Consider the following 19,718-nt stretch of genomic DNA (forward strand, 5'->3'; position numbering starts at 1 on the left):
GGGGGTCCTTTCGGCAGGCGGCGGGTCAGCCCAGCGGCCCGGTGACGCGGAGCAGTTCGAGCTGCCGGGTCAGGCAGCGCAGGTTCTGCATGAGGACCAGCAGGTCGCCCTCCAGGCGCATGTCCCGCTGGAAGGTCGCCGCCCAGATGCCGTGGTACATCGGCTTCGGCATTGGCTTGCAGAACTCGCCCCAGGTCCCGGCGCTCGCCCTGATCGCGAAGTCGTACGCCGTCAGCGGCTCCGGGTCCGTGACCAGTTCCTCCACCCGGCCGCGGTGCATCCGCACCAGGAAGCTGTGCCGCTCCATGTCGAGGAGGTACGTGCAGGAGAAGTAGGCGCCGTGGGCCTGCACCTCGGGGTCACCGTCACTGAGCCGGCGGAACTCCGCCACCGGGCCGCTCTCCGTCGCTGTCGCCATGAGTCCACTCCTCGGTCGCACCGCGTCCTGGTCGCACCACGTCACTTCCCGCCCAGCCAATACCGCCTGCGGTGGCTTCGGCCCGCGACCACGCCGCACCGCCCTCCCAGGCCCACCCGGCAGGCCGAAGGCCACACCCCGTCTCCCCGGGAAGGGGACGTGCTGTCGAGCTTTCTCCGTCGCCGGGCCGTGCGGCTCACCGAAAGCGAGAATTACCCGGCCGGCACCCTGTGGAATGCGCAAAGACGCAGGCCACACCACGTGAACAAGGCCGTGAACGGGCTTATGGTGGGAGGGCGTCCGTTCGCGGAAAGAGCTGGTGAGCCGCCATGACGACTGCATCCCCTCCCGCACGCCCCGTGCGGGAGGACTGGCAGGCCCTCGCCGATCTGTGCACGTCGGTCAGGACCGAGGTGCCCCGGCTGACCGCGGGGATCGTCGACCGCATCCGCGAGGAGATCCCGGAGTACCACATCGTGCCGCGCGACGAGCACGAGGCGGGCGTCCGCGAGCAGTTCGCCGGGCTCCTCACCGGCCTGATCACCCGGCGCGGGCCCTCGCCGGAGGAGAGCGAGCACGCCCGCGCCCTGGGACGCGACCGCGCCCTGGAGGGCCTGCCCTTGCAGGCCCTGATCGGCGCCTTCCACGTGGGCTACCGGGAGATCTGGAACGTCCTGCTGACCCGCGCCGACGCGCGCGGCGAGAACCTCAGCCGGCAGCTGGTGCGCCTGGTCGGCACCGTGTGGACCTGGGTCGAGCAGGCCACCGGCGCCGCGGCCGAGGCCTACAACGACACGATCCGGGCCCAGGAAGCGGCCCAACTCGGCCTGACCTACCGGTTCTTCGAGGCCCTGTACGCCCCGTCGCCCGCCGAGGTGGACGTGGCCCGGCTCGCGCACTCCCTCGGTTTCGACCCGGCCGGGACCTTCCAGGCGGTGTGCGCCCCGTCCGTGGCCTGGGCGGACGAGCAGCTCGCCGAACTGCGCGGGCGCGTCGGTCGCAGGACGGGCAACATGCGGTGCGCCAACCGGGGCGCCACCATGGTGGCGGTCGTGCAGTCCATGCCGGTCGAGGTCCTGGTCGAGGCGATGCGCCGCCATGACCCGCGGCTGCGGATCGGCACCGGGCTGGTGCGCTCCGGACTCGCCGGGGCGGCCGCCAGCATCGTCGACGCCCAGGAGGCGCTCGCGCTGGCGGGCGCCGACGGGAAAGCCGTGTCCTTCGGCAGCGCATGGCTCGCGGCGACGCTGCTCCCGCAGGCCGGCCGACTCATGCCGCTGCTCGAGGCCGCCGCGGAGCCCGCCGCGTCCCACCCCGACCTCGCCGTCACGGTGCGGGGCTTCGCCGACCACGGCTTCTCGCTCACCGCGACGGGCCGGGCGCTGCACCTGCACCCCAACACCGTGAAATACCGCCTGGCCCGCTGGCGGGAACTGACCGGCTGGGACGTGCACACCTGGCCCGGCCTGTCGGCGAGCCTGCTGGGGCTCGGCCTGCTGGAGGCCGGGGCATTCGAGGGCTGCGGCCACGAACGGCCCCATCAGATGTGACTGAGTCCATTCTGCGACCTACGGTCGAAGGACCGCCGTGGAGGCGTGCCGCCGCCTGCGCGGACGCCTCCCCCGCCCCCACTCCCCCCGCACGGAGCCCACGTGAAGTGTTACGACTGCCTCCAGGAAGCCCGCCGGGACACCGAGGGAATCGGCATCTGCTCCCGCTGCAACCTGTTCGTCTGCGCGGACCACTCCCTTGTCATCCGGCACCTCGTCCACCAGCCGAACGGACTGGGGCGGGCCACGAGCCGCCTTCCGGCACGCAGGCTCGTCTGCACCACCTGCCGCGCCGCCGAGACGTCCGCCACCAGCGGCGACTTCGCCGGGGCGGGTCAGAATTGACCTCGCCCACACCGGCGGACGGCGCCGCGGGGCATGCGGCGGGCGACCTGCTCAAGCGCAAGGGGCTGCGCAGCACCGCACAGCGCCGGGCCATCCTCACGGCGCTGCTGGGACACCCCCATTCCACGGCCTCGGAGCTGGAGGCCCGCATCGGCCCCGGCTCCACCGCGGGCGGCCGCCTGTCACGGCAGGGGCTCTACAACGTGCTGGACGACCTGACCCGGGCGAGGCTCATACGCTGCATCGAGCCGGCCGGCTCCCCCGCGCGGTTCGAACTGCGCGTGGGCGACAACCACCACCACCTGGTCTGCCGCGGCTGCGGGCTGATCGAGGACGTCGACTGCAGCGTCGGCGTGGCCCCCTGCCTGGAACCGGTGGAGGACAAGGGCTTCGTGATCGACGAGGCCGAGATCATCTGGTGGGGCCTGTGCGCGTCGTGCCGGGGCGGGACCGCCACCGAGTCGTAGCGCCCGCCACGCCCCGGCGCTCCCGTTCGCGCGGGCCGACTCGCGCGTCCCGGCGGCCGTGGTCCGGTCGCGACCCGGAAGGCCCGGCCGAGGAACGACGCCGATCCCGGTCCTGAGCGGCATCCGCAGCCCCGTGACGGACTCCCCGGCTGTCGCCCGGGACGGCGGATCGCGGGCACAGTGCACACGGCGTCCTGGGCCGAGACCCGGGGTGCCGCGCGGCACCCTCGTCAGCACGACGTTCCACCACGCGTCCGGGATCGTTTGCTCAAGCCGTGGCCCCGGCGCGGGGGCCTCGCGCCCCGCATGAACGCGCTCATCGGTCCGAGGGACCGGGGGGACCGGCGCCAGGGGCACATGGACGACCTCCGGCAGCGCGCCCGGCAGGATCTGCGCTGGGCTGCGCTGGGGCCCGGCCCCCTCGCGGAGTGACCGCGGAACAGGTCCACCCGGTCCGCCTCGCCCGCCACGTGGCGTCGCGTCCCCAGCGCCCGCACCCGCAGCCGGCGCGCCGTCCCGCGTGGGAGCGGGGCCGCATGAAGTTCGTGATCGAAGCGGGCAGCGACCATGTCCTCGGCGCGGCCCCGATCGGCGTCGGCTCCCAGGCGCTGGTCGACACCGTCCACACCCGCCCCCGCCCCCCGAGGCCTTCCACGAGGTGCCCGCCGCGACGTGACCGTCCCCATGGGGTGCCTCGCTCCCCATGGGGCCCGGATGCCCCGGGTGGGTGGCGGGGATATCGTCCCGTTATGGCAGACCCCCGGTCGCGCCGCTCCGACGCTCCCCGGCGGCGACCGCGCGCGGTGCCGCCAGGAGGCGAGGCGATGACGGACGGGCAGCCTCCGGAACCGGACGGCTCCCCTGCGGCCGCCGAGCTGGACCGCGCACTCACCGAGGCGGTGCGGGCCACGGGGTCGCACGCGGCGGCCGTGTTCCTCCTGGTCCCGGAGGAGCAGGCACTGCGCATGGAGGTGGTGACGGGTCTGTCGGGCCGGGTGGTCAGGCCGTGGTCCCGGCTCGCGCTGGCGGCTCCCGTCCCGGTGGCCACGGCTGTCCGGGAGGGACGCCCGGTGTGGGTGCGCGGCCACGCGGAACTCGCCCGCCGGTTCGCGCGCACGGCCTACGCCCTGCCCTACGAGCTGGCGATGATCGTCGTGCCGCTGGCCACGGACGGCACGAAGTGGGGCGCGCTGCAGATGCTGTGGCCGGGCACCCGGGCCGAACGGCTCACTCCCGGCGAGGAGTCCGCCGTCACCGCCGCCGCGGACCGGATGAGCCGGGCACTGGCCCGCGCCGCCGCGAGCGGTGACGCGCTGCGCCCGGCGCCCGCGCCCCGGGTGCTGCCCGCCGAAGCCCCCGCACGGCGCCCGCCCGCCGAGGCCCAGGCGGCGGCCGATCTCGCCGAGCGCCTGGAGGTGGGGGTGTTCTCGCTCGACCTTGACGGCCGCATCACCTTCCTCAACGCCCGCGCGGCGGAGCTGCTGGGCCGGACGAAGGCCGACCTCATGCGCACCCGTCCCTGGGAGACCCTGCCCTGGCTCGACGATCCGGCGTACGAGGATCCGTATCTCGGGGCACTGTTCAGCCGGCTGCCCTCGCAGTTCACCGCCCTGCGTCCACCGGACCGCTGGCTGTCGTTCCTGCTGAGCCCGGACGCCACGGGCATCAGCGTCCGGGTCTGGCCGGCCGGGGCGCCGGAGGGGAGCCCGGCCTGGCGCTCGGCCCCCTCGGCGACGGCGCCCTCCCGGGCCGGCGCGCTGTACCACCTGCTCTACATCTCGGCAGGGCTCACCGAGGCGGTCGGCCTCCAGGACGTGACCGCGGCCGTGACCGACCAGATCATGCCCGTGCTCGGCGCCGACGGCTTCGGGCTGCTGACCGCCGACGAGGGACGCATCGAGATACTGGCCACCCGCGGGTTCTCGCCCAGCAGCACCGCGTACTTCGAGCACCTGCCGCTGGCGGCAGGCACCCAGGGCGCACGGGTGGTCGAGACGGGCGAGCCCGCCTTCTTCTCCCGGCCGGACGAGCTCCGCCGCGCCCACCCCGACATCGCCCTCTACCGGGAGATGGACGGCTGGGCCTTCCTGCCGCTGAACGCCTCAGGACGGACGATCGGCTACTGCGTCCTCGGCTACGCCGACGGCCGCACCTTCGGTCCTGACGACCGCGCCGCGCTCACCTCGCTCGCGGGCATGATCGCCCAGGCACTGGAACGCGCCAGGCTCTTCGACGCCAAGAACCGGCTCGCGCACGTGCTGCAGAACGCGCTGCTGCCGCGATCCCTGCCGGACGTCCCGGGGCTGCGCGTGGCGGCGCGCTATCTGCCCGCGACCCGCGGGATGGACATCGGCGGCGACTTCTACGACCTGATCCGCCTCGACGGCTCCGCGGCGGCCGCGGTGATCGGCGACGTCCAGGGGCACAACGTCGGTGCCGCCGCTCTCATGGGCCAGGTGCGCACCGCCGTCCACGCCCACGCCAGCACCGGCGCTCCGCCCGGTGAGGTCCTGGCGCGCATCAACCGGCTGTTCGAGGACCTCGAGACCGATCTGTTCACCAGCTGTCTGTACGCGCGGCTCGACCTCCCGCGGCAGCGGGCGACGGTGGCCAGCGCGGGCCACCTGCCCGCGATCGTGCGCCGTCCGGGCGGCGGTGCCGACATCGTGCGAGCGCGGTCGGGGATCCTCCTCGGCGTCGAGGCCGACGCCGGGTACCCGGCCACCGAGATCCCGTTCCCGCCGGGGGCAGTGCTCCTGCTGTACACCGACGGCCTCGTCGAGCGCCCCGGCACGGACATCGGGACCGCCGTCCACGAACTCGCCGACCGTCTCGCCGCCGCACCCACGGATTCCCTCGACGCGCTCGCGGACGGACTGATCCGCGAGGCGCGCGGCTCGGACCGGGGCCGCGACGACATCGCCCTCCTGCTGGTCGGCCCCGAGGAGCGCTGACGGGCCGTCCCGGCCCGCGCGCTCCCCGGGACGGCGGTCAGCGCAAGCGGCGGCGCAGCCGGCGGCCGACGAGGAGGGCGCCCGCGCCGGCCACCAGGGACACACCGGCGATGCCGCCGAGGCCGGTGAGTTCCCGCCGGGGCGCGGCGGAACCCGTGTCCGCCAGCGACGGGCCGGACGCGGCCCCGGACCCGGACCCGGACCCGGACGCGGTGGCGGCCTGCAGGATCAGGTCGGTGACGGCGTCCGGGTGGGCGATCAGGGAGACGTGGCAGGAGTTGATCTCCACCGTGTGCGAGTGGGCACGGCGGGCCTGGAAGCGCTCCTGCTCCGGGTTGATGGTCATGTCCTGGCGGCCGACCATGGCCCAGGACGGGATGGTCTTCCAGGCCGCGACCTTGGCCGTCTCGGAGAAGGCGGTGGTGGCCGCGGGCCGCTGGGTGACGCCCAGCAGGTTGGCCTGGCGCTCCGGCAGGCAGGCGGCGAAGACCGGGTACACCTTGTCGCGCTTGAGGTACAGATCGGTGCCGCTCTGTCCGTGGCCCTCGCGGTACGGGACGGACCTGGTCGCGGTGCCGAGGGCGCTGGGGAACCGGGCGGCCAGCGACGCCCCGCTCTCGCCGACGTCGGGCATCAGGGCGTCGATGTAGACCAGCGCCTTGACCTGGGGGTGGCCGACGGCGGCCGAGCTGATCACGGCGCCGCCGTAGGAGTGGCCGGCCAGCACCACGGGGCCCTTGACGCTGTCCAGCACCGACGAGATGTAGGTCGCGTCGTTGTACAGGCCGCGCAGCGGGTTGGCGGGCGCCATGACCTTGTAGCCGCGCCGTTCGAGCCGTTCCGCGACCCCGTTCCAGCTGGAGCCGTCCGCGAACGCCCCGTGGATCAGGACGACGGTGGGCTTGGTGGCGCTTGTGTCGCCGTCGGCGGCGGCCGGGGCCGCGGACGCCGCGCACAGGGCCGCGGCGCACGCCGCCGCGGCGAGGTGCGAGCGCCGTGCACGCCGCTGTGAGCCGAGGACCGGAGATGCCGTCATGCCGTTCTCGCTTCCCTTGGGGCCTATGGCACACCAGCGTTCAGGCATCGGCGGGGCCGGGCGCGGCCATGCTGTCCGACCGGGTGAAAACGGCGTGGCATCCGGGTGAGTCCGGCGCGCCGGGGGCTCCGGGAAGGGACCGGTGAGCTCCGTGGACGCGGATCATCGCGCTGTCGGAATGCCGCAGCCGGAGCCCTGCGGGCCAGGGCGCGCCGTGCCCCCCCATCGCCCCCGGCGCGCGGGAGACGGCATCCGGCCGGCGGTCCGGCGGCGTCGGTGCGACCCCGCTTCCGGTCGGCGGCCTCGCTCCCCGGCGGTGGAATGCCCGCGTCAGGTCCTCCGTGCCGCCGCGCGGTGCGCGACGGCGCGGGTCAGGGCCGGTAGACGGCGCCGGGGGCCGGGGTGCCCGGCGCGAGCAGCTGCGGGACGGTGACGAAGGTGAATCCGCGGTGCCTGAGCCCGTCGATGATGCCGGGCACGGCGGTCAGGGTGCCCCGGTAGCCGGGGGAGCCGGCCGCGGGGACGAGGTCGTGGAGCAGGATGATGCCGTCGCGGTCCGCCTGGTCGAGGACCCGCTTGGTGATCAGGGCGGAGTCGCTGGTCTCGTAGTCCTTGGCGGTGACGCTCCACAGCACCTCGGAGAGCCCCAGCTCGCGGACGACCCCCTGGACGGTGTCGTTGGTGCGGCCCTGCGGCGGGCGCACCAGGGTGGGGCGGCGGCCGGTGAGACGCTCGATGGCCTCGTCGGGACGGTTCAGTTCCTCGCGTATCTGCGCGGCGTCGAGGTCCGTGAGGATCTTGTGGTCCCACGTGTGGCTGGCCACCTCGTGGCCCTCGGCCGCCATCCGCTTGACCGTCTCCGGGTAGCGGTCGATGTGCTTCTTGCCGAGGAGGAAGAAGGTGGCGTGCACCTTCTTCTCCTTCAGGATGTCCAGCAGCCGCGGGCTGTTCGCGCTCGGACCGGCGTCGAAGGTCAGGGCGATGCACTTGGCCTTGCGGCAGTCGACGCTCCCGAACCGCCCGGTGCCGTGGCTTCCCGCCGCGTCGCGCACCGTGCTCGGCGAGGTGGTCTCCACCTTCGTGCAACCGGTGAGCGTCAGGGTCAGGGCCACCGCGGCGGCGGACAGGGCGGTCACGGATCGGCGAAACGTCGCCGAAGCCGGTCGGGTGCGGGCGGACAGACGGGAGGGCAGGGGGGAGAAGTGCATGCCGGGGACTATACACACCACGTATACCGGACGTTCATAACGGGGTCGCCCCACGGCGGTTGCGCACCGGGCGGACCGCGTCCACATGCGGTGTATACATCGTGTGTATAGTGACACCCATGTCCATCGGTCACGCCCTTCTGGGCCTCCTGGAATCCGGTCCGCGCCACGGCTACGACCTCAAGCGCGCCTTCGACGAACGATTCGGCCACGACCGCCCGCTGCACTACGGGCAGGTGTACTCGACGATGTCGCGCCTGCTGAGGAACGGCCTGGTCGAGGTGGAGGCGATAGAGCCCGGGGAGGGCCCGGAACGCAAGCGCTACGCCATCACGGACGCCGGCGTCACCGACGTCCGGCGCTGGCTCGAGACGCCCGAGAAGCCCGAGCCCTACCTGCAGTCGACGCTCTACACCAAGGTCGTCCTCGCCCTGCTGACGGAACGCGACGCCGCGGGCGTTTTGGACGTCCAGCGGTCCGAGCACCTGCGGCTCATGCGGACGCTCACCGAGCGCAAGCGCACCGGCGACCTCGCCGACCAGCTCATCTGCGACCACGCCCTGTTCCACCTGGAAGCCGACCTGCGCTGGCTGGAACTGACCGCGGCCCGCCTGGACCGGCTGGCCGGGGAGGTCCGTCCGTGAACGACCCGCGACCGCTCCTCACCGCGACGGACCTGCACAAGACCTTCGGCAGCACACCGGCACTCACCGGGGCGGACTTCTCCGTACGGCCGGGCGAGAGCGTCGCCGTCATGGGCCCGTCCGGTTCGGGCAAGTCCACGCTGCTGCACTGCCTGGCCGGCATCGTGCTGCCGGACGCCGGCACGATCACGTACGACGGACGCGAGGTGTCCGCGATGAAGGACGCCGAGCGCAGCGCGCTGCGCCGCGCGGACTTCGGCTTCGTCTTCCAGTTCGGGCAGCTGGTGCCCGAACTGACCTGCGCGGAGAACGTGGCACTGCCGCTGCGGCTCGGCGGCACACCACGCGGGAAGGCCGCGCGGGCCGCTTCGGAGTGGCTGCGGCGCCTGGAGGTCGCGGACGTGGCCGACCGGAGGCCAGGCGCGATATCCGGCGGCCAGGGGCAGCGCGTCGCGGTCGCCCGCGCGCTGGTCACCCGGCCGCGTGTGCTCTTCACCGACGAGCCGACGGGCGCCCTGGACTCCCTCAACGGCGAACGCGTCATGGACGCGCTGACCGCCGCGGCGCGCGACACCGGGGCTGCCGTCGTCCTGGTCACGCACGAGGCGCGAGTGGCCGCCTGGTCCGACCGCGAGGTCGTCGTGCGCGACGGCCGCACCCAGGACATGGAGCGTGTCGCGTGACGGGGCGCACCACCGGCCGCGCCGGCGGCCGCGCGACGCGTCAGGGACGTCTCCGTGACCTGGCGATGGGCGCCCGGTTCGCTGTGACCGGCGGCCGCGAGGGCTGGGCGCGCACGCTGCTCACCGCTGTCGGCGTGGGCCTCGGGGTGACGCTGCTGCTGCTCACCACGGCGATCCCCACCGTGCTGTCCCACCGGCACGACCGCGAGCGAGCCCGTAACGACATGACGTCCCGCTCTGTCGTGCACGACCGGGCCGACGACACGATGCTGATCGCCGTCACCGACACCGCGTTCCGGGGAGCGGACGTCCGGGGCCGGCTGGTGCAGCCCGAGGGACCGCACGCACCCGTGCCGCCGGGCCTGACCGAGCTGCCCGACCAGGGGGCGATGGCCGTCTCCCCCGCGCTGCGGCGGCTGCTGCGCTCGTCCGGCGGCGCGCTGCTGCGCGATCGGCTGCCGTACCGCGACACCGGGACCATCGGCGAGGACGGCCTGATCGGGCCGGGCGAACTCGCCTACTACGCGGGGACGTCGGGCCTGCGTCCCGGCACGGAGGCCGGGCGGGTCGAGCGGATCCACGCCTTCGGTTCCCGCGACCCGGGCGGCGGTCCCGATCCGGTGCTGGTGCTCCTGGTCCTGATCGTCTTCGTGGTGCTGCTGATGCCGGTCGGGGTGTTCATCGCCGCCGCCGTGCGCTTCGGCGGTGAGCGGCGCGACCGCCGGCTCGCCGCGCTGCGTCTGGTCGGCGCCGACGCGCACACCGCACGACTCGTCGCGGCGGGCGAGGCGCTGGCCGGAGCGGTGGGCGGCCTCGCCTTCGGCGGCGCGCTGTTCGCACTCGGCCGCGCACTGGTCGCCCGGTTCACGGTGTTCGGCGTCGACGTGTTCCCCGGCGACGTCGATCCCGTGCCCGCCCTCGCCGCCCTGGTGCTGGTCGCGGTCCCGGTGGCCGCCGTCGCCGTGACTCTCCTGGCCCTGCGCGGCGTCGTCGTGGAACCCCTGGGTGTCGTCCGCACCGCCAGGCCGCCCCGGCGCCGGCTGTGGTGGCGGCTGCTGGTGCCGCTGGGCGGCCTCGGTCTGCTCTCCCCCATGATGGGTCAGGGCAGGGACAGCGGGAACTTCAACCAGGCCATGGTCATCAGCGGCACGGTCCTGCTGCTCGTCGGCGTGACGGCCCTGCTGCCGTGGATCGTCGAGGCGGTCGTGGGCCGTCTCGGCGCGGGCTGGCCCTCCTGGCAGCTCGCCGTCCGCAGGCTCCAGTTGAGCAGTGGTACCGCCGCCCGCACGGTCAACGGCATCGCGGTGGCGGTCGCGGGCGCCGTCGCGCTGCAGATGCTGTTCGCCGGTGTCGAGGCCGACTACACCCGGCACACCGGCCAGGACCTGAAGCGTGCCCAGATGGTGGTCGCGCTGCCCGCGGCCGATCCCGTGGACGACGCCGCACGGCGTCTGGGAAACACCCGGGGAGTGCGCTCCGCCACCGGACTGGCCGATGGCGTGCTCGGCGAGCGGCCCACCGCCCCGGATCGCTACGTCGAGTTGACGGTGGGCAACTGCGACGCACTGCGCGAGGTCGCCGAACTGCCCTCCTGCCGCGACGGCGACGCCTTCGTCATCGGGAACCGGGAGTACGACCAGGACACCGCCGAACTCGCCCACCCCGGCAGGCTCGTCTATGTGGACCCCGGCTACGAGCAGGGCGCCGCCGGACTGCGGGTGCCCTGGCGCCTGCCGCGCGCCCTGAGGACGGCGGGCCTGCGCAGCGATCCCTCCGGGTACGAGCGCGGCGGCGTGCTGGTGACCCCCGGCGCCTTCCCCGCCACCGCCACGGCGGCACTCACCGGGAAGGTGTACGTCTCCCTCGACCCGGCCGTGCCCGACGCGCGGGAGTTGCTGCGGAACACCGCGGCGCGGATCGACCCCCTGGCGTCCCCCGTCGCGTTCGCCGCCACCGAGCAGTCGCGGCGCTTCAGCGCCATCCGTACCGGGCTGTTCGTCGGTGCCACGTGCGTGCTGCTGCTGATCGGGGCCAGCCTGCTGGTGTCCCAGCTGGAGCAACTGCGCGAGCGCCGGAGGCTGTTGTCGATGCTGGTCGCCTTCGGCACCCGGCGCAGGACGCTGAGCCTGTCCGTCCTGTGGCAGACGGCGCTACCCGTCGCCCTCGGGCTCGTACTCGCCTGCGCCGTGGGCATCGGACTGGGCGCGGTCCTGCTCCGCATGGTGAACGCCGCGGTCGGCGTGGACTGGCCGGGAGTCGCCGCGATGGCCGGCATCGCGGCGGGCGTCGTCCTCCTGGTGACCTCGCTCAGCCTGCCGCCCCTGGTCCGCATGATGCGGCCCGACGGCCTGCGCACGGAGTGACCGAACCGCTGAACGGGCACGCCACGGATGTACGGGGGCCGGTGGACGCGGTGATCTCCGCACGGGGAGGAATCACCCCGTCAGGGGCGGCTTCCGGCAGGAGAGCACACCACCTTGTGCACCACCGCGGACAGCACGGCCTTCACCGGCCCCCACCCGAGGCGCCCGCCCCTGCCCGTCGCCGTCGACTGGCCGGCGGTCGAGGAATGGCTCGGGCTGCGCCTGCCGCACGACTACAGACAACTGGCCGGTCGTCACGGCCCCCTGGACTTCGGGGACTACCTCTGGATCCACGTCCCGTGCGCGCAGGAGGGCCGCTTCGACTACGGCGACTGGCTGCGCTCCACCCACCACCGGGCCAGGATCGACGCCCGCGCGCTGCCCGCGGACGAGCGGCCCGCCGTCCACCCCGAGCCGGGCGGGCTGCTGGCCTGGGGGAAGAGCCGCAGTTCCGACATGTTCTTCTGGGACACCGGCTCGTCCCCGGATCCCGACCGGTGGACCGTGGTCGTCCGGCACAGGGGCGCGGTCCCCGGCAGCGGGCTGCGCCCGTGGCACCGCTACGACCTGACGCTCACCGAGTACCTGCGGCACACCGTCCGCGCGGAGTGGTCCCTCCCCTCCCCGCCCGGCCCCCTGATCGGCCCGCTGCCGGGGACGATCGCTCGCACCGCCTTCCTGACGACCGCGCCCCCTGGGCACCTCCCCCGCCGGACGTTCCCCGGCTCACCGACGAACAACGCAACGTCGCGCTGTGGACCGGCACCGGCCTGGACGCGCTGCGCCTGCTGACACCGCCGCCCGCGACGCCGTACCTCGGCGACGGCACGTGGGACGGGCTCTTCGACGAACTCGGCACGGCGCTGCCTCGGGAGTACGTGGCCCTGATGGAGCTGTACGGGGCGGGCTGCTGGAGCGGCTGGCTGCGCTTCCTCACACCGCTGCGGACCCGCGAGAAGCGATTCGCCGCGCACGTGCGCTCCACCGCGGACGCCTACCGGCGGCTCAAGGCCGGCAACGCCGAGTGGTACCCGCTCGCGGTCCGGCCCGAGCCCGGTGGTCTCCTCCCGTTCGCCAACTCCGTCGACGCCGACTGGCTCGGCTGGCTCACCGAGGGTGACGACACCGACGCATGGCCCTTGATCGTCTGGCCTCGCCACGCCGACCAGGGGCCGCCCCTCGGCTCCGGTCTGGTCGACACCCTTCTGGCCTGGCAGCGCGGCCGGTTCCGTACCGCCGGTCTCGCCGGGTTCGACCAGGAGGAACCCCGTGGACTACGGCCGCTTCGAACGCTGGGACGACAGGGCCTACTGGTGACCGGTGCGACGGCGCTGTCGTCACATTGGCCCCGGCTGCCCGGAGGGCGGGCCCCGCGGTTCCCCCGGCCACCGCTGGGGAGTGCCGTGTCAGGCACCGCGGGGTGGGGGCACCTTCCGACACCTATGCGGCCGGAGGCGGGGCCGTGGTGGCCCGGGGGGTGAGCAGGGCCGGGAGGACGGTGGTCTCGGGGACGTCGTCGTCGGCGAGCTTGGACATCAGCAGGCCCACGGCGCGCGTGCCGATCTCGGCCGTCGGGAGGGCGACCGAGGTGATGGGCAGCGGGGTCTGCTCGGCGATCTCGTCGGGGCAGATCGCGGTGACCGAGATGTCCTCGGGCACGCGCAGTCCGATGGCGGTGAAGGCGTCGACGAGGGGCTGGGTGATCGGTTCGTTGTGGACCACCACCCCGGTCAACGACGGCTGCTCCCGCAGCAGTTGCTCGGCCATCGCCCGGGCGGCGGCAGGCGTCTCCGGGCAGGGGTGCACGCACGAGCGCAGGCCGAGCCGGTCGGCGGCGGCCGTGAATCCGGCCGCGACCCGGCGGGCGAAGCCGGTGCCGCGGACGTAGACCTCGGGGGGTGAGCCGACGAGGGCCACCGTGCGGTGGCCGAGCGAGGCGAGGTGTTCCACGCAGGCCTCGCCGGCCCCCGCGAAGTCCAGGTCGACGCAGGTGAGTCCGGCCGGATCGGACGGGAAGCCGATGAGCACGGACGGGCGGTCCATGGTCCGCAGCAACGGGAGCCTGCGGTCCTCCGACTCGACGTCCATGATGATGAACGCGTCCGCCATGGCGCTCTCGGCGACCCGCATGATGCCCTCCTCCCCCTCGCTCTGGGTGAGGAGGAGGACATCGTGGTCGTGCTCACGGGCCGCGGTCAGCACGGAGGTCGCGAACTGCATGACCACGGGCACGTGGATGCCCTTGCGCAGGGGAAGCACCAGACCGAGCACCCGTGATCTGCTGCTGGCCAGCGAACGGGCACCGGCGTGCGGCCGGTAGCCCAGTTCACGGATGCTGTTCTCGATGCGCTCCCGGGTCTCCGGCGAGATCGGCCGCTTGCCGCTCAGCGCGTAGCTGACGGTGCTCGGCGACACCTGCGCGTGCCGCGCGACATCGGTGATCTTGACCATGAGACTCCCTTGCCCCTTGTCTCTTGTCTCTTGTCCCCTGTACGGCTAGACGGAGAGGTCCAGCGTGAGAACCGCCGTGCCCGCCGCCGCACGGGCGGAGGGTCCGCCCGCCACCTCGACACCCCACGGGAAGCGGGCGTCGGAGGTCTCGGCCCGCAGCGTGGCGCCGTCACGCACGACGGTGATCTCGGCCGCGGCCGAGCCGTTCTCGCCGGGGATCCGGACGGTGGTCCGGGAGCCGTCGGCGGGCTCGAACACCCGGAGGGTCACGTCGTCCGCCCACGCGTAGTCCGGGCGGTCGGTGACCGCGCCCACCGGGATCGCGGCGCCGGGCCGGGCCAGCAGCGGCACACTGAGGTAGTCGTGCGTCTCGCGCACCCAGCGCGGGCCGGTGACCCGCTCTCCGGTCGTGAAGTGGGTCCAGGTGCCCTCGGGCACGTAGTACGACACCTCGCCGCTCGCGGAGAACACCGGCGCCACCAGCAGGTCGCCGCCGAGCATGTACTGGCGGTCCAGCGGCGCGCAGCCCGGGTCGTCCGGGAACTCCAGCACCATGGCGCGCATCATCGGGACGCCCTCGGTGTGCGCCTGGTGGGCGGCCCCGTAGAGGTAGGGCATCAGGCTCAGCTTGAGCTCGGTGAAGTGGCGCAGTACATCCACGGCCTCCTCGTCGAAGAGCCACGGCACGCGGTAGGACGAGGAGCCGTGCAGCCGGCTGTGCGAGGAGAGCATGCCGAAGGCGGTCCAGCGCTTGAACAGCCCCGCGTCGGGCAGCCCCTCGAAGCCGCCGATGTCGTGGCTCCAGTAGCCGAAGCCGGACAGGCCGAGCGACAGGCCGCCGCGCAGCGACTCGGCCATCGACTCGTACGTGGACTCGCAGTCGCCGCCCCAGTGCACCGGGAACTGCTGGCCGCCGGCCGTGGCCGAGCGGGCGAAGAGCACGGCCTCGCCCTCGCCGCGGTGCTTGCGCAGCACGTCGAAGACGGTCTTGTTGTACAGCTGCGTGTAGTAGTTGTGCATGCGCTCGGGGTCGGAGCCGTCGAAGTACGCGACGTCGGTGGGCACACGCTCGCCGAAGTCGGTCTTGAAGCAGTCCACGCCCATGTCGAGCAGGGCCTCGAGCTTGCCCGCGTACCAGGCGCAGGCATCGGGGTTGGTGAAGTCGACCAGGGCCATGCCGGGCTGCCACAGGTCCCACTGCCAGACGCCGCCGTCGGGGCGCTTGAGCAGGTAACCGGCGGCCTTGCCCTCGGCGAACAGCGGGGAGCGCTGGGCGATGTAGGGGTTGATCCACACGCAGATGTGCAGGTCGCGCTCCTTGAGCCGGCGCAGCATCCCCTCGGGGTCGGGGAAGACCCGCGGGTCCCACTCGAAGTCGCACCAGTTGAACTCGCGCATCCAGAAGCAGTCGAAGTGGAAGGCCGACAGCGGCAGGTCGCGCTCGGCCATGCCCTCGACGAATCCGGTGACGGTCTGCTCGTCGTAGGAGGTGGTGAACGATGTCGTCAGCCACAGCCCGAAGGACCAGGCGGGCGGCAGGGCAGGCCGGCCGGTGAGCGCGGTGTACTTGCGCAGGATCTCCTTGGGCGAGGGCCCGTGGATGACGTAGTACTGCAGCTGCTGGCGCTCGGCGCTGAACTGGACGCGGGAGACCTGCTCCGAGGCGACCTCGAAGGAGACCTTGCCGGGGTCGTCCACGAAGACGCCGTAGCCGGCGTCGGTCAGGTAGAACGGGACGTTCTTGTAGCTCTGCTCGCTGCTGGTGCCGCCGTCCGCGTTCCAGATGTCCACGGTCTGGCCGTTCTTGACCAGCGGCCCGAAGCGCTCGCCGAGGCCGTAGACGGAGGTGCCGACGTTCAGGCGCAGTTGCTCGCGGACATGGTGCCCGCCGTCGGCGGTGCTCATCAGCGCCATGGCCTTGGCGTCGCTGCTGGTGATGGTGCGGCCGTCGGCGTCGCGGAACTCCATCCGCCACTCGCCGTCGCGGGCGAAGCGCACACTCAGCTCGCCGGAGGTGAGGACGGCCTCCTTGTCGTCGACGGTCACCACGGCCTCGTGCGGCTGCTCGTGCAGTTCGAAGTGCGGACCGGTCTCGACGCCGCCCTCGAAGTGGGTGACGCGCACACCGATCACACCGGGCATCGGCGCGGTGCAGTCGACGGTGACGACCGGGCCCTTGAGCGTGTCGCCGCGGTGCCGGATGTGCTGGGTGGGTGCGTGGACCCGGAGCGTGCCGTTTCCGGGGACGGCATCGAGGACCTCTGCCGGATACGCCGCCGTGACGCCTTCGCGCAGCAGCCAGTACCCGTCGGTGAACTTCATGGAGATGCCTTTCCCGGTGGATGCCACCGGCGTTCTCGGTACGTGTGGGAGGCATGGGGGGCTCTGCCTCCGGCCCGGGGAGGGAGGGCGGGAGGCAGAGCGGCGGGGCGGGCCCGCGGGACGGTGGTCAGCCGCCCCGCGGGCGGGCGGTGGCGGTCGCGGCCGGCGGCCGGGTCACTTCACCGCGCCCACGGCGATGCCGCGGGTCAGGGTCCGCTGGAAGACCAGGAAGAAGACGATGGCGGGCAGCGCGCCGAGCAGGCCGGCCGCGTTGGTCATCGTCGCGTCCATCAGCCGCTGGCCCTGCAGGACGCCGAGCGCGACCGAGACGGTCTGGTTGTCGTTCGACGGCAGCATGACCAGGGGCAGGAGGAACTCGTTCCAGGTCCAGATGAAGAAGAACACCATCAGGACGCCGAGGGTGGGCCGGCTGATCGGGACCACCATCCGCCACAGGATCTGCCAGCTGTTGGCGCCGTCGATCCGGGCGGCCTCGATGACCTCCTTGGGGAAGGCCCCCAGCACCGAGGAGAGCAGGTAGGTGCCGAACGCCGCCTGGATGACGCTGAAGACGATGATCAGGCTGACCCGGGTGTCGTAGAGGCCGACCTGCTTGGACAGGTAGTACAGCGGGTAGACCAGGGCCTCCTGCGGCAGCACGTTGGCCAGCACGAAGAAGGCGAGGATCCACGCGCGTCCCCTGATCCTGCCGATGCCGATCGCGTACGCGTTGAGCACCGACAGGACCACGCCGAAGACGGCCACCAGGCCGGAGATCAGCACCGAGTTGACCAGCATCTGCCCGAAGTCGACCCGCGTCCAGAAGTCGGAGAGCGCGTCGAAGTGGATGCCGTGGGGCAGGGCGAGCGGGCCGTGCGCGGAGTAGTCGGCGGGCGACTTCAGCGCGTTGTTGAGCACGATCAGGAGCGGCAGCACCATGAAGATCGCGCCGAGGATGATCGCCACCAGTACGGGGTAGCGCTTTGCCGCGGTCACTGGGCGTCCTCCGCGCGGGTCTGGAAGCGCAGGCCGACCATGGTCAGCGCCAGGATGATCAGGGTGAGCACCGTCGCGATCGTCGAGCCGTAGCCGACGTCGGTCTTCTCGAAGAACGTGGCGAACGAAAAGTACGACGGGACGATGGTCGCGTCGGCCGGACCGCCCTTGGTGAGCACGTACACGGCGCCGAAGACCTTGAGGGCGGCGATGGTGCACCAGAGCATCACCACGTAGATCTCGGGGCGGATCTGGGGCAGCGTCACGTGCCAGAAGCGCTGCCACCAGTTCGTCCCGTCCAGCTCGGCCGCCTCGTAGAGGGCCGGGTCGGCCCGCTGGAGTCCCGCCATGAAGATCACGACGGGGAAGCCCAGCTGCACCCACACCATCACGGCCATCACGCTCCAGAGCGCGAACTTCGGGTCGCCCAGCCAGTCCTGCTGGAGCGAGCCCAGGCCCACCGCCTTGAGCACCTCGTTGAGGGAGCCGTTCTCGGGGGCGAGGATCCAGCTCCACACGATGCCGGCGACCGTGATGGGCAGGACCTGGGGCAGGTAGAAGCAGGCACGCAGCACGCTGGCCAGCTTCGATCCGAAGTGCTTGCCGATGAAGTCGAACAGGGTCGCGGCGACGACGAGGCCGACAGCGGTCGGGACGACCGCCATCGCCACGACCATGGCGAGGCTGTGCCGGAAGGACTCCCAGAAGCGAGAGTCCTTCATCAGCTCCCGGTAGTTGTCCAGGCCCGCCCATGCCGGGGAGCCGACGCCCTGCCAGTGCGTGAAGCTGAAATAGATGTTCATCACGAAGGGCACGACGATGACCGCCAGGAAGGCGATGACACCGGGGATCAGGTACAGCGCGTACGGGTTGCGCAGCCGGAGGGGTCGGGCACTCATGACGTGGGCGCACCCGCGTCATAGGCCTTCTGCAGCCCGTCGAGGACCTCGTCGGGGCTCCCGCTGCCGGTGATCAGCTTCTGGGTCTCGGAGACGAGCACGTCGTAGAAGCCGGGGACCGGCCAGTCCGGGTAGAAGGCCAGACCGTCCTGGGAGGAGACCTTGTTGAAGTTCTCGATCAGTTCCTTGGAGCTGGGGTCGGTGATCGCCGTGGGCTCGGCCGCGACGGGCACGCCGCCGTTGTTGCCGAGGGTGTTCTGGATCCCCTTCTTCATCGTGATGTCGATGAAGTCGTAGGCCAGCTGCTTGTTCTTGGCGTTCTTCGGGACGACCCAGAGGTTGCCGCCGGAGCCGAGGGTGAGCTTGCTGCCGGGGAAGAGGAACGAGCCCCACTGGAACTTGTTCTCGTCGCGGAAGCGCCCGTACCACCAGCTGCCGGAGAAGAAGATCGGGGACTTGCCGCTGATGAAGGAGACACCGGCGTCCTCGGCCTTGGCGCCGCTGCTGGTCTTGGCGATGTAGCCCTTCTTCACCCAGTCCGAGAGGGTGTTGGCGGCGTACGTCCAGGCGGCGTCGTGGAAGTCGGCCTTGCCCTTGTAGAGCTCGAAGGCGTCGACCCAGCTGCGGTCGGCCTTGGTCAGCGCCAGCTGGTAGAGGTACTGGTGGGCCGGGTACTCCGCGCCTCCGTTGGCGAGCGGGGTGATGCCCTTGGCCTTGAAGGCGGCCAGTGCCTGCTCGAACTCGTCGAACGTGGTGGGGACCTTGACGCCGTTCTTCTGGAACAGGTCCTTGTTGTAGTACACCATCGTGTACTCGCCGAAGTTGGGGATGCCGTACCAGTTCCCGGAGCCCATGACGCCCTTGGCGTCGTAGCGGCTGGTGGTCGTCACGCTGGGGCTGAGCAGCTTGTCCCAGCCGTACTTGGCGACCTGCGGGGTGAGGTCGGTGAGCAGGCCCTGCTTGGCCAGCAGGCCGGCGGTGGCGTTGCCCTTGTTGTACTCCATGACGTCGGGGGCGTTGCTGGAGTTGAGCACCATCGAGGCGGTCTTCTGGACCTGTTCGAAGCCCTTGGCCTCGAACTCCACCTTGACACCGGGGTGCGACTTCTTGAACTCCGCTATCGCCTGGTCCCAGGCGACGCCCATGGCGCTGTTCGGCGCCTCGTAGTGCCAGAGCTTGAGGGTCTTGCCGTCGCCCTCCTCGCTGCCGCCGGAACTGCCGCACGACGTGATGAGCAGGACGCCCGCCAGGGCAGCTGCCGCGAGAGCTGCCGGTCTGCGCACCTTCAACATTGAAGTGACCTCCACCTGGGCTGTACGAACGGAGAGGCGCCCATCGAATGGATTCGATGCGACGCGTCGAAGCGCTTCGACGCAGGACCG

The 19,718-nt window shown here is 72.3% G+C and carries 16 protein-coding genes; 8 read left to right on the forward strand and 8 right to left on the reverse strand.

Annotated elements, in window-relative coordinates:
• Nucleotides 1-25: 25 nt before the first annotated feature.
• Nucleotides 26-418 carry a hypothetical protein gene (locus ACIP98_RS27210; RefSeq protein WP_319663912.1) on the reverse strand — a complete coding sequence of 131 codons (393 nt, stop codon included), beginning with the start codon at nucleotides 416-418 and terminating at the stop codon, nucleotides 26-28.
• Between the two features lie 329 nt (nucleotides 419-747).
• Here ACIP98_RS27210 and ACIP98_RS27215 point away from each other — a divergent pair, with 329 nt between their 5' ends.
• The 4 genes from ACIP98_RS27215 to ACIP98_RS27230 all read left to right on the forward strand — a co-directional run bounded on the left by ACIP98_RS27215 (nucleotide 748) and on the right by ACIP98_RS27230 (nucleotide 5,734).
• The gene (locus tag ACIP98_RS27215) at nucleotides 748-1,968 is read left to right on the forward strand and encodes a PucR family transcriptional regulator (RefSeq protein WP_401978400.1); all 1,221 of its coding nucleotides are present in this window, start codon (nucleotides 748-750) and stop codon (nucleotides 1,966-1,968) included.
• Between the two features lie 102 nt (nucleotides 1,969-2,070).
• On the forward strand, nucleotides 2,071-2,313 hold the full coding sequence (locus tag ACIP98_RS27220; protein ID WP_319663915.1) for a DUF2180 family protein: 243 nt from the start codon (nucleotides 2,071-2,073) through the stop codon (nucleotides 2,311-2,313).
• On the forward strand, nucleotides 2,310-2,780 hold the full coding sequence (locus tag ACIP98_RS27225; RefSeq protein ID WP_401978401.1) for a Fur family transcriptional regulator: 471 nt from the start codon (nucleotides 2,310-2,312) through the stop codon (nucleotides 2,778-2,780). The genes ACIP98_RS27220 and ACIP98_RS27225 overlap by 4 nt, the downstream gene beginning before the upstream one ends.
• Nucleotides 2,781-3,604: 824 nt before the next feature.
• Nucleotides 3,605-5,734: a SpoIIE family protein phosphatase gene (locus tag ACIP98_RS27230; protein WP_401978402.1), complete on the forward strand. Its 2,130-nt coding sequence runs from the start codon at nucleotides 3,605-3,607 to the stop codon at nucleotides 5,732-5,734.
• 37 nt (nucleotides 5,735-5,771) lie between these two features.
• On the opposite strand, the gene ACIP98_RS27235 is transcribed toward ACIP98_RS27230, so the two are convergent.
• On the reverse strand, nucleotides 5,772-6,770 hold the full coding sequence (locus tag ACIP98_RS27235) for an alpha/beta fold hydrolase (protein ID WP_401978403.1): 999 nt from the start codon (nucleotides 6,768-6,770) through the stop codon (nucleotides 5,772-5,774).
• A 371-nt stretch (nucleotides 6,771-7,141) separates the two neighbouring features.
• Entirely contained in the window at nucleotides 7,142-7,978 is an 837-nt protein-coding gene (locus ACIP98_RS27240) for a polysaccharide deacetylase family protein (RefSeq protein ID WP_319663919.1), read from the reverse strand.
• A 119-nt stretch (nucleotides 7,979-8,097) separates the two neighbouring features.
• On the opposite strand from ACIP98_RS27240, the gene ACIP98_RS27245 reads away from it, so the two are divergent.
• The 4 genes from ACIP98_RS27245 (at nucleotide 8,098) to ACIP98_RS27260 (ending at nucleotide 13,149) form a co-directional block, all read left to right on the forward strand.
• Nucleotides 8,098-8,622 carry a PadR family transcriptional regulator gene (locus tag ACIP98_RS27245; RefSeq protein ID WP_319663921.1) on the forward strand — a complete coding sequence of 175 codons (525 nt, stop codon included), beginning with the start codon at nucleotides 8,098-8,100 and terminating at the stop codon, nucleotides 8,620-8,622.
• A complete protein-coding gene (locus ACIP98_RS27250; RefSeq protein ID WP_319663922.1) occupies nucleotides 8,619-9,305 on the forward strand; it encodes an ABC transporter ATP-binding protein in 687 nt (228 codons plus the stop codon). Before ACIP98_RS27245 ends, ACIP98_RS27250 begins: the two co-directional genes overlap by 4 nt.
• Nucleotides 9,306-9,370: 65 nt before the next feature.
• Nucleotides 9,371-11,668 carry an ABC transporter permease gene (locus ACIP98_RS27255; protein WP_319664020.1) on the forward strand — a complete coding sequence of 766 codons (2,298 nt, stop codon included), beginning with the start codon at nucleotides 9,371-9,373 and terminating at the stop codon, nucleotides 11,666-11,668.
• 608 nt (nucleotides 11,669-12,276) lie between these two features.
• Nucleotides 12,277-13,149 carry an SMI1/KNR4 family protein gene (locus tag ACIP98_RS27260; protein WP_401978406.1) on the forward strand — a complete coding sequence of 291 codons (873 nt, stop codon included), beginning with the start codon at nucleotides 12,277-12,279 and terminating at the stop codon, nucleotides 13,147-13,149.
• Here the strand turns inward: ACIP98_RS27260 and ACIP98_RS27265 are convergent.
• From ACIP98_RS27265 to ACIP98_RS27285, 5 genes are all read right to left on the reverse strand, one after another.
• Nucleotides 13,109-14,119, reverse strand: coding sequence for a LacI family DNA-binding transcriptional regulator (locus ACIP98_RS27265; RefSeq protein WP_319663928.1), 1,011 nt, complete (start codon nucleotides 14,117-14,119; stop codon nucleotides 13,109-13,111). The two genes, ACIP98_RS27260 and ACIP98_RS27265, sit on opposite strands and share 41 nt — an antisense overlap.
• A gap of 45 nt (nucleotides 14,120-14,164) precedes the next feature.
• Entirely contained in the window at nucleotides 14,165-16,441 is a 2,277-nt protein-coding gene (gene yicI, locus ACIP98_RS27270) for an alpha-xylosidase (RefSeq protein ID WP_319663931.1), read from the reverse strand.
• Between the two features lie 174 nt (nucleotides 16,442-16,615).
• Nucleotides 16,616-17,380, reverse strand: a complete 765-nt coding sequence (locus ACIP98_RS27275; protein ID WP_401978475.1) for a carbohydrate ABC transporter permease — start codon at nucleotides 17,378-17,380, stop codon at nucleotides 16,616-16,618.
• A 53-nt stretch (nucleotides 17,381-17,433) separates the two neighbouring features.
• Nucleotides 17,434-18,336 carry a sugar ABC transporter permease gene (locus tag ACIP98_RS27280; RefSeq protein WP_319663933.1) on the reverse strand — a complete coding sequence of 301 codons (903 nt, stop codon included), beginning with the start codon at nucleotides 18,334-18,336 and terminating at the stop codon, nucleotides 17,434-17,436.
• A complete protein-coding gene (locus ACIP98_RS27285; RefSeq protein ID WP_319663935.1) occupies nucleotides 18,333-19,628 on the reverse strand; it encodes an extracellular solute-binding protein in 1,296 nt (431 codons plus the stop codon). Before ACIP98_RS27285 ends, ACIP98_RS27280 begins: the two co-directional genes overlap by 4 nt.
• Nucleotides 19,629-19,718 lie beyond the last annotated feature (90 nt).

Source organism: Streptomyces sp. NPDC088354, from assembly GCF_044753585.1.
Classification (GTDB): Bacteria; Actinomycetota; Actinomycetes; order Streptomycetales; family Streptomycetaceae; genus Actinacidiphila.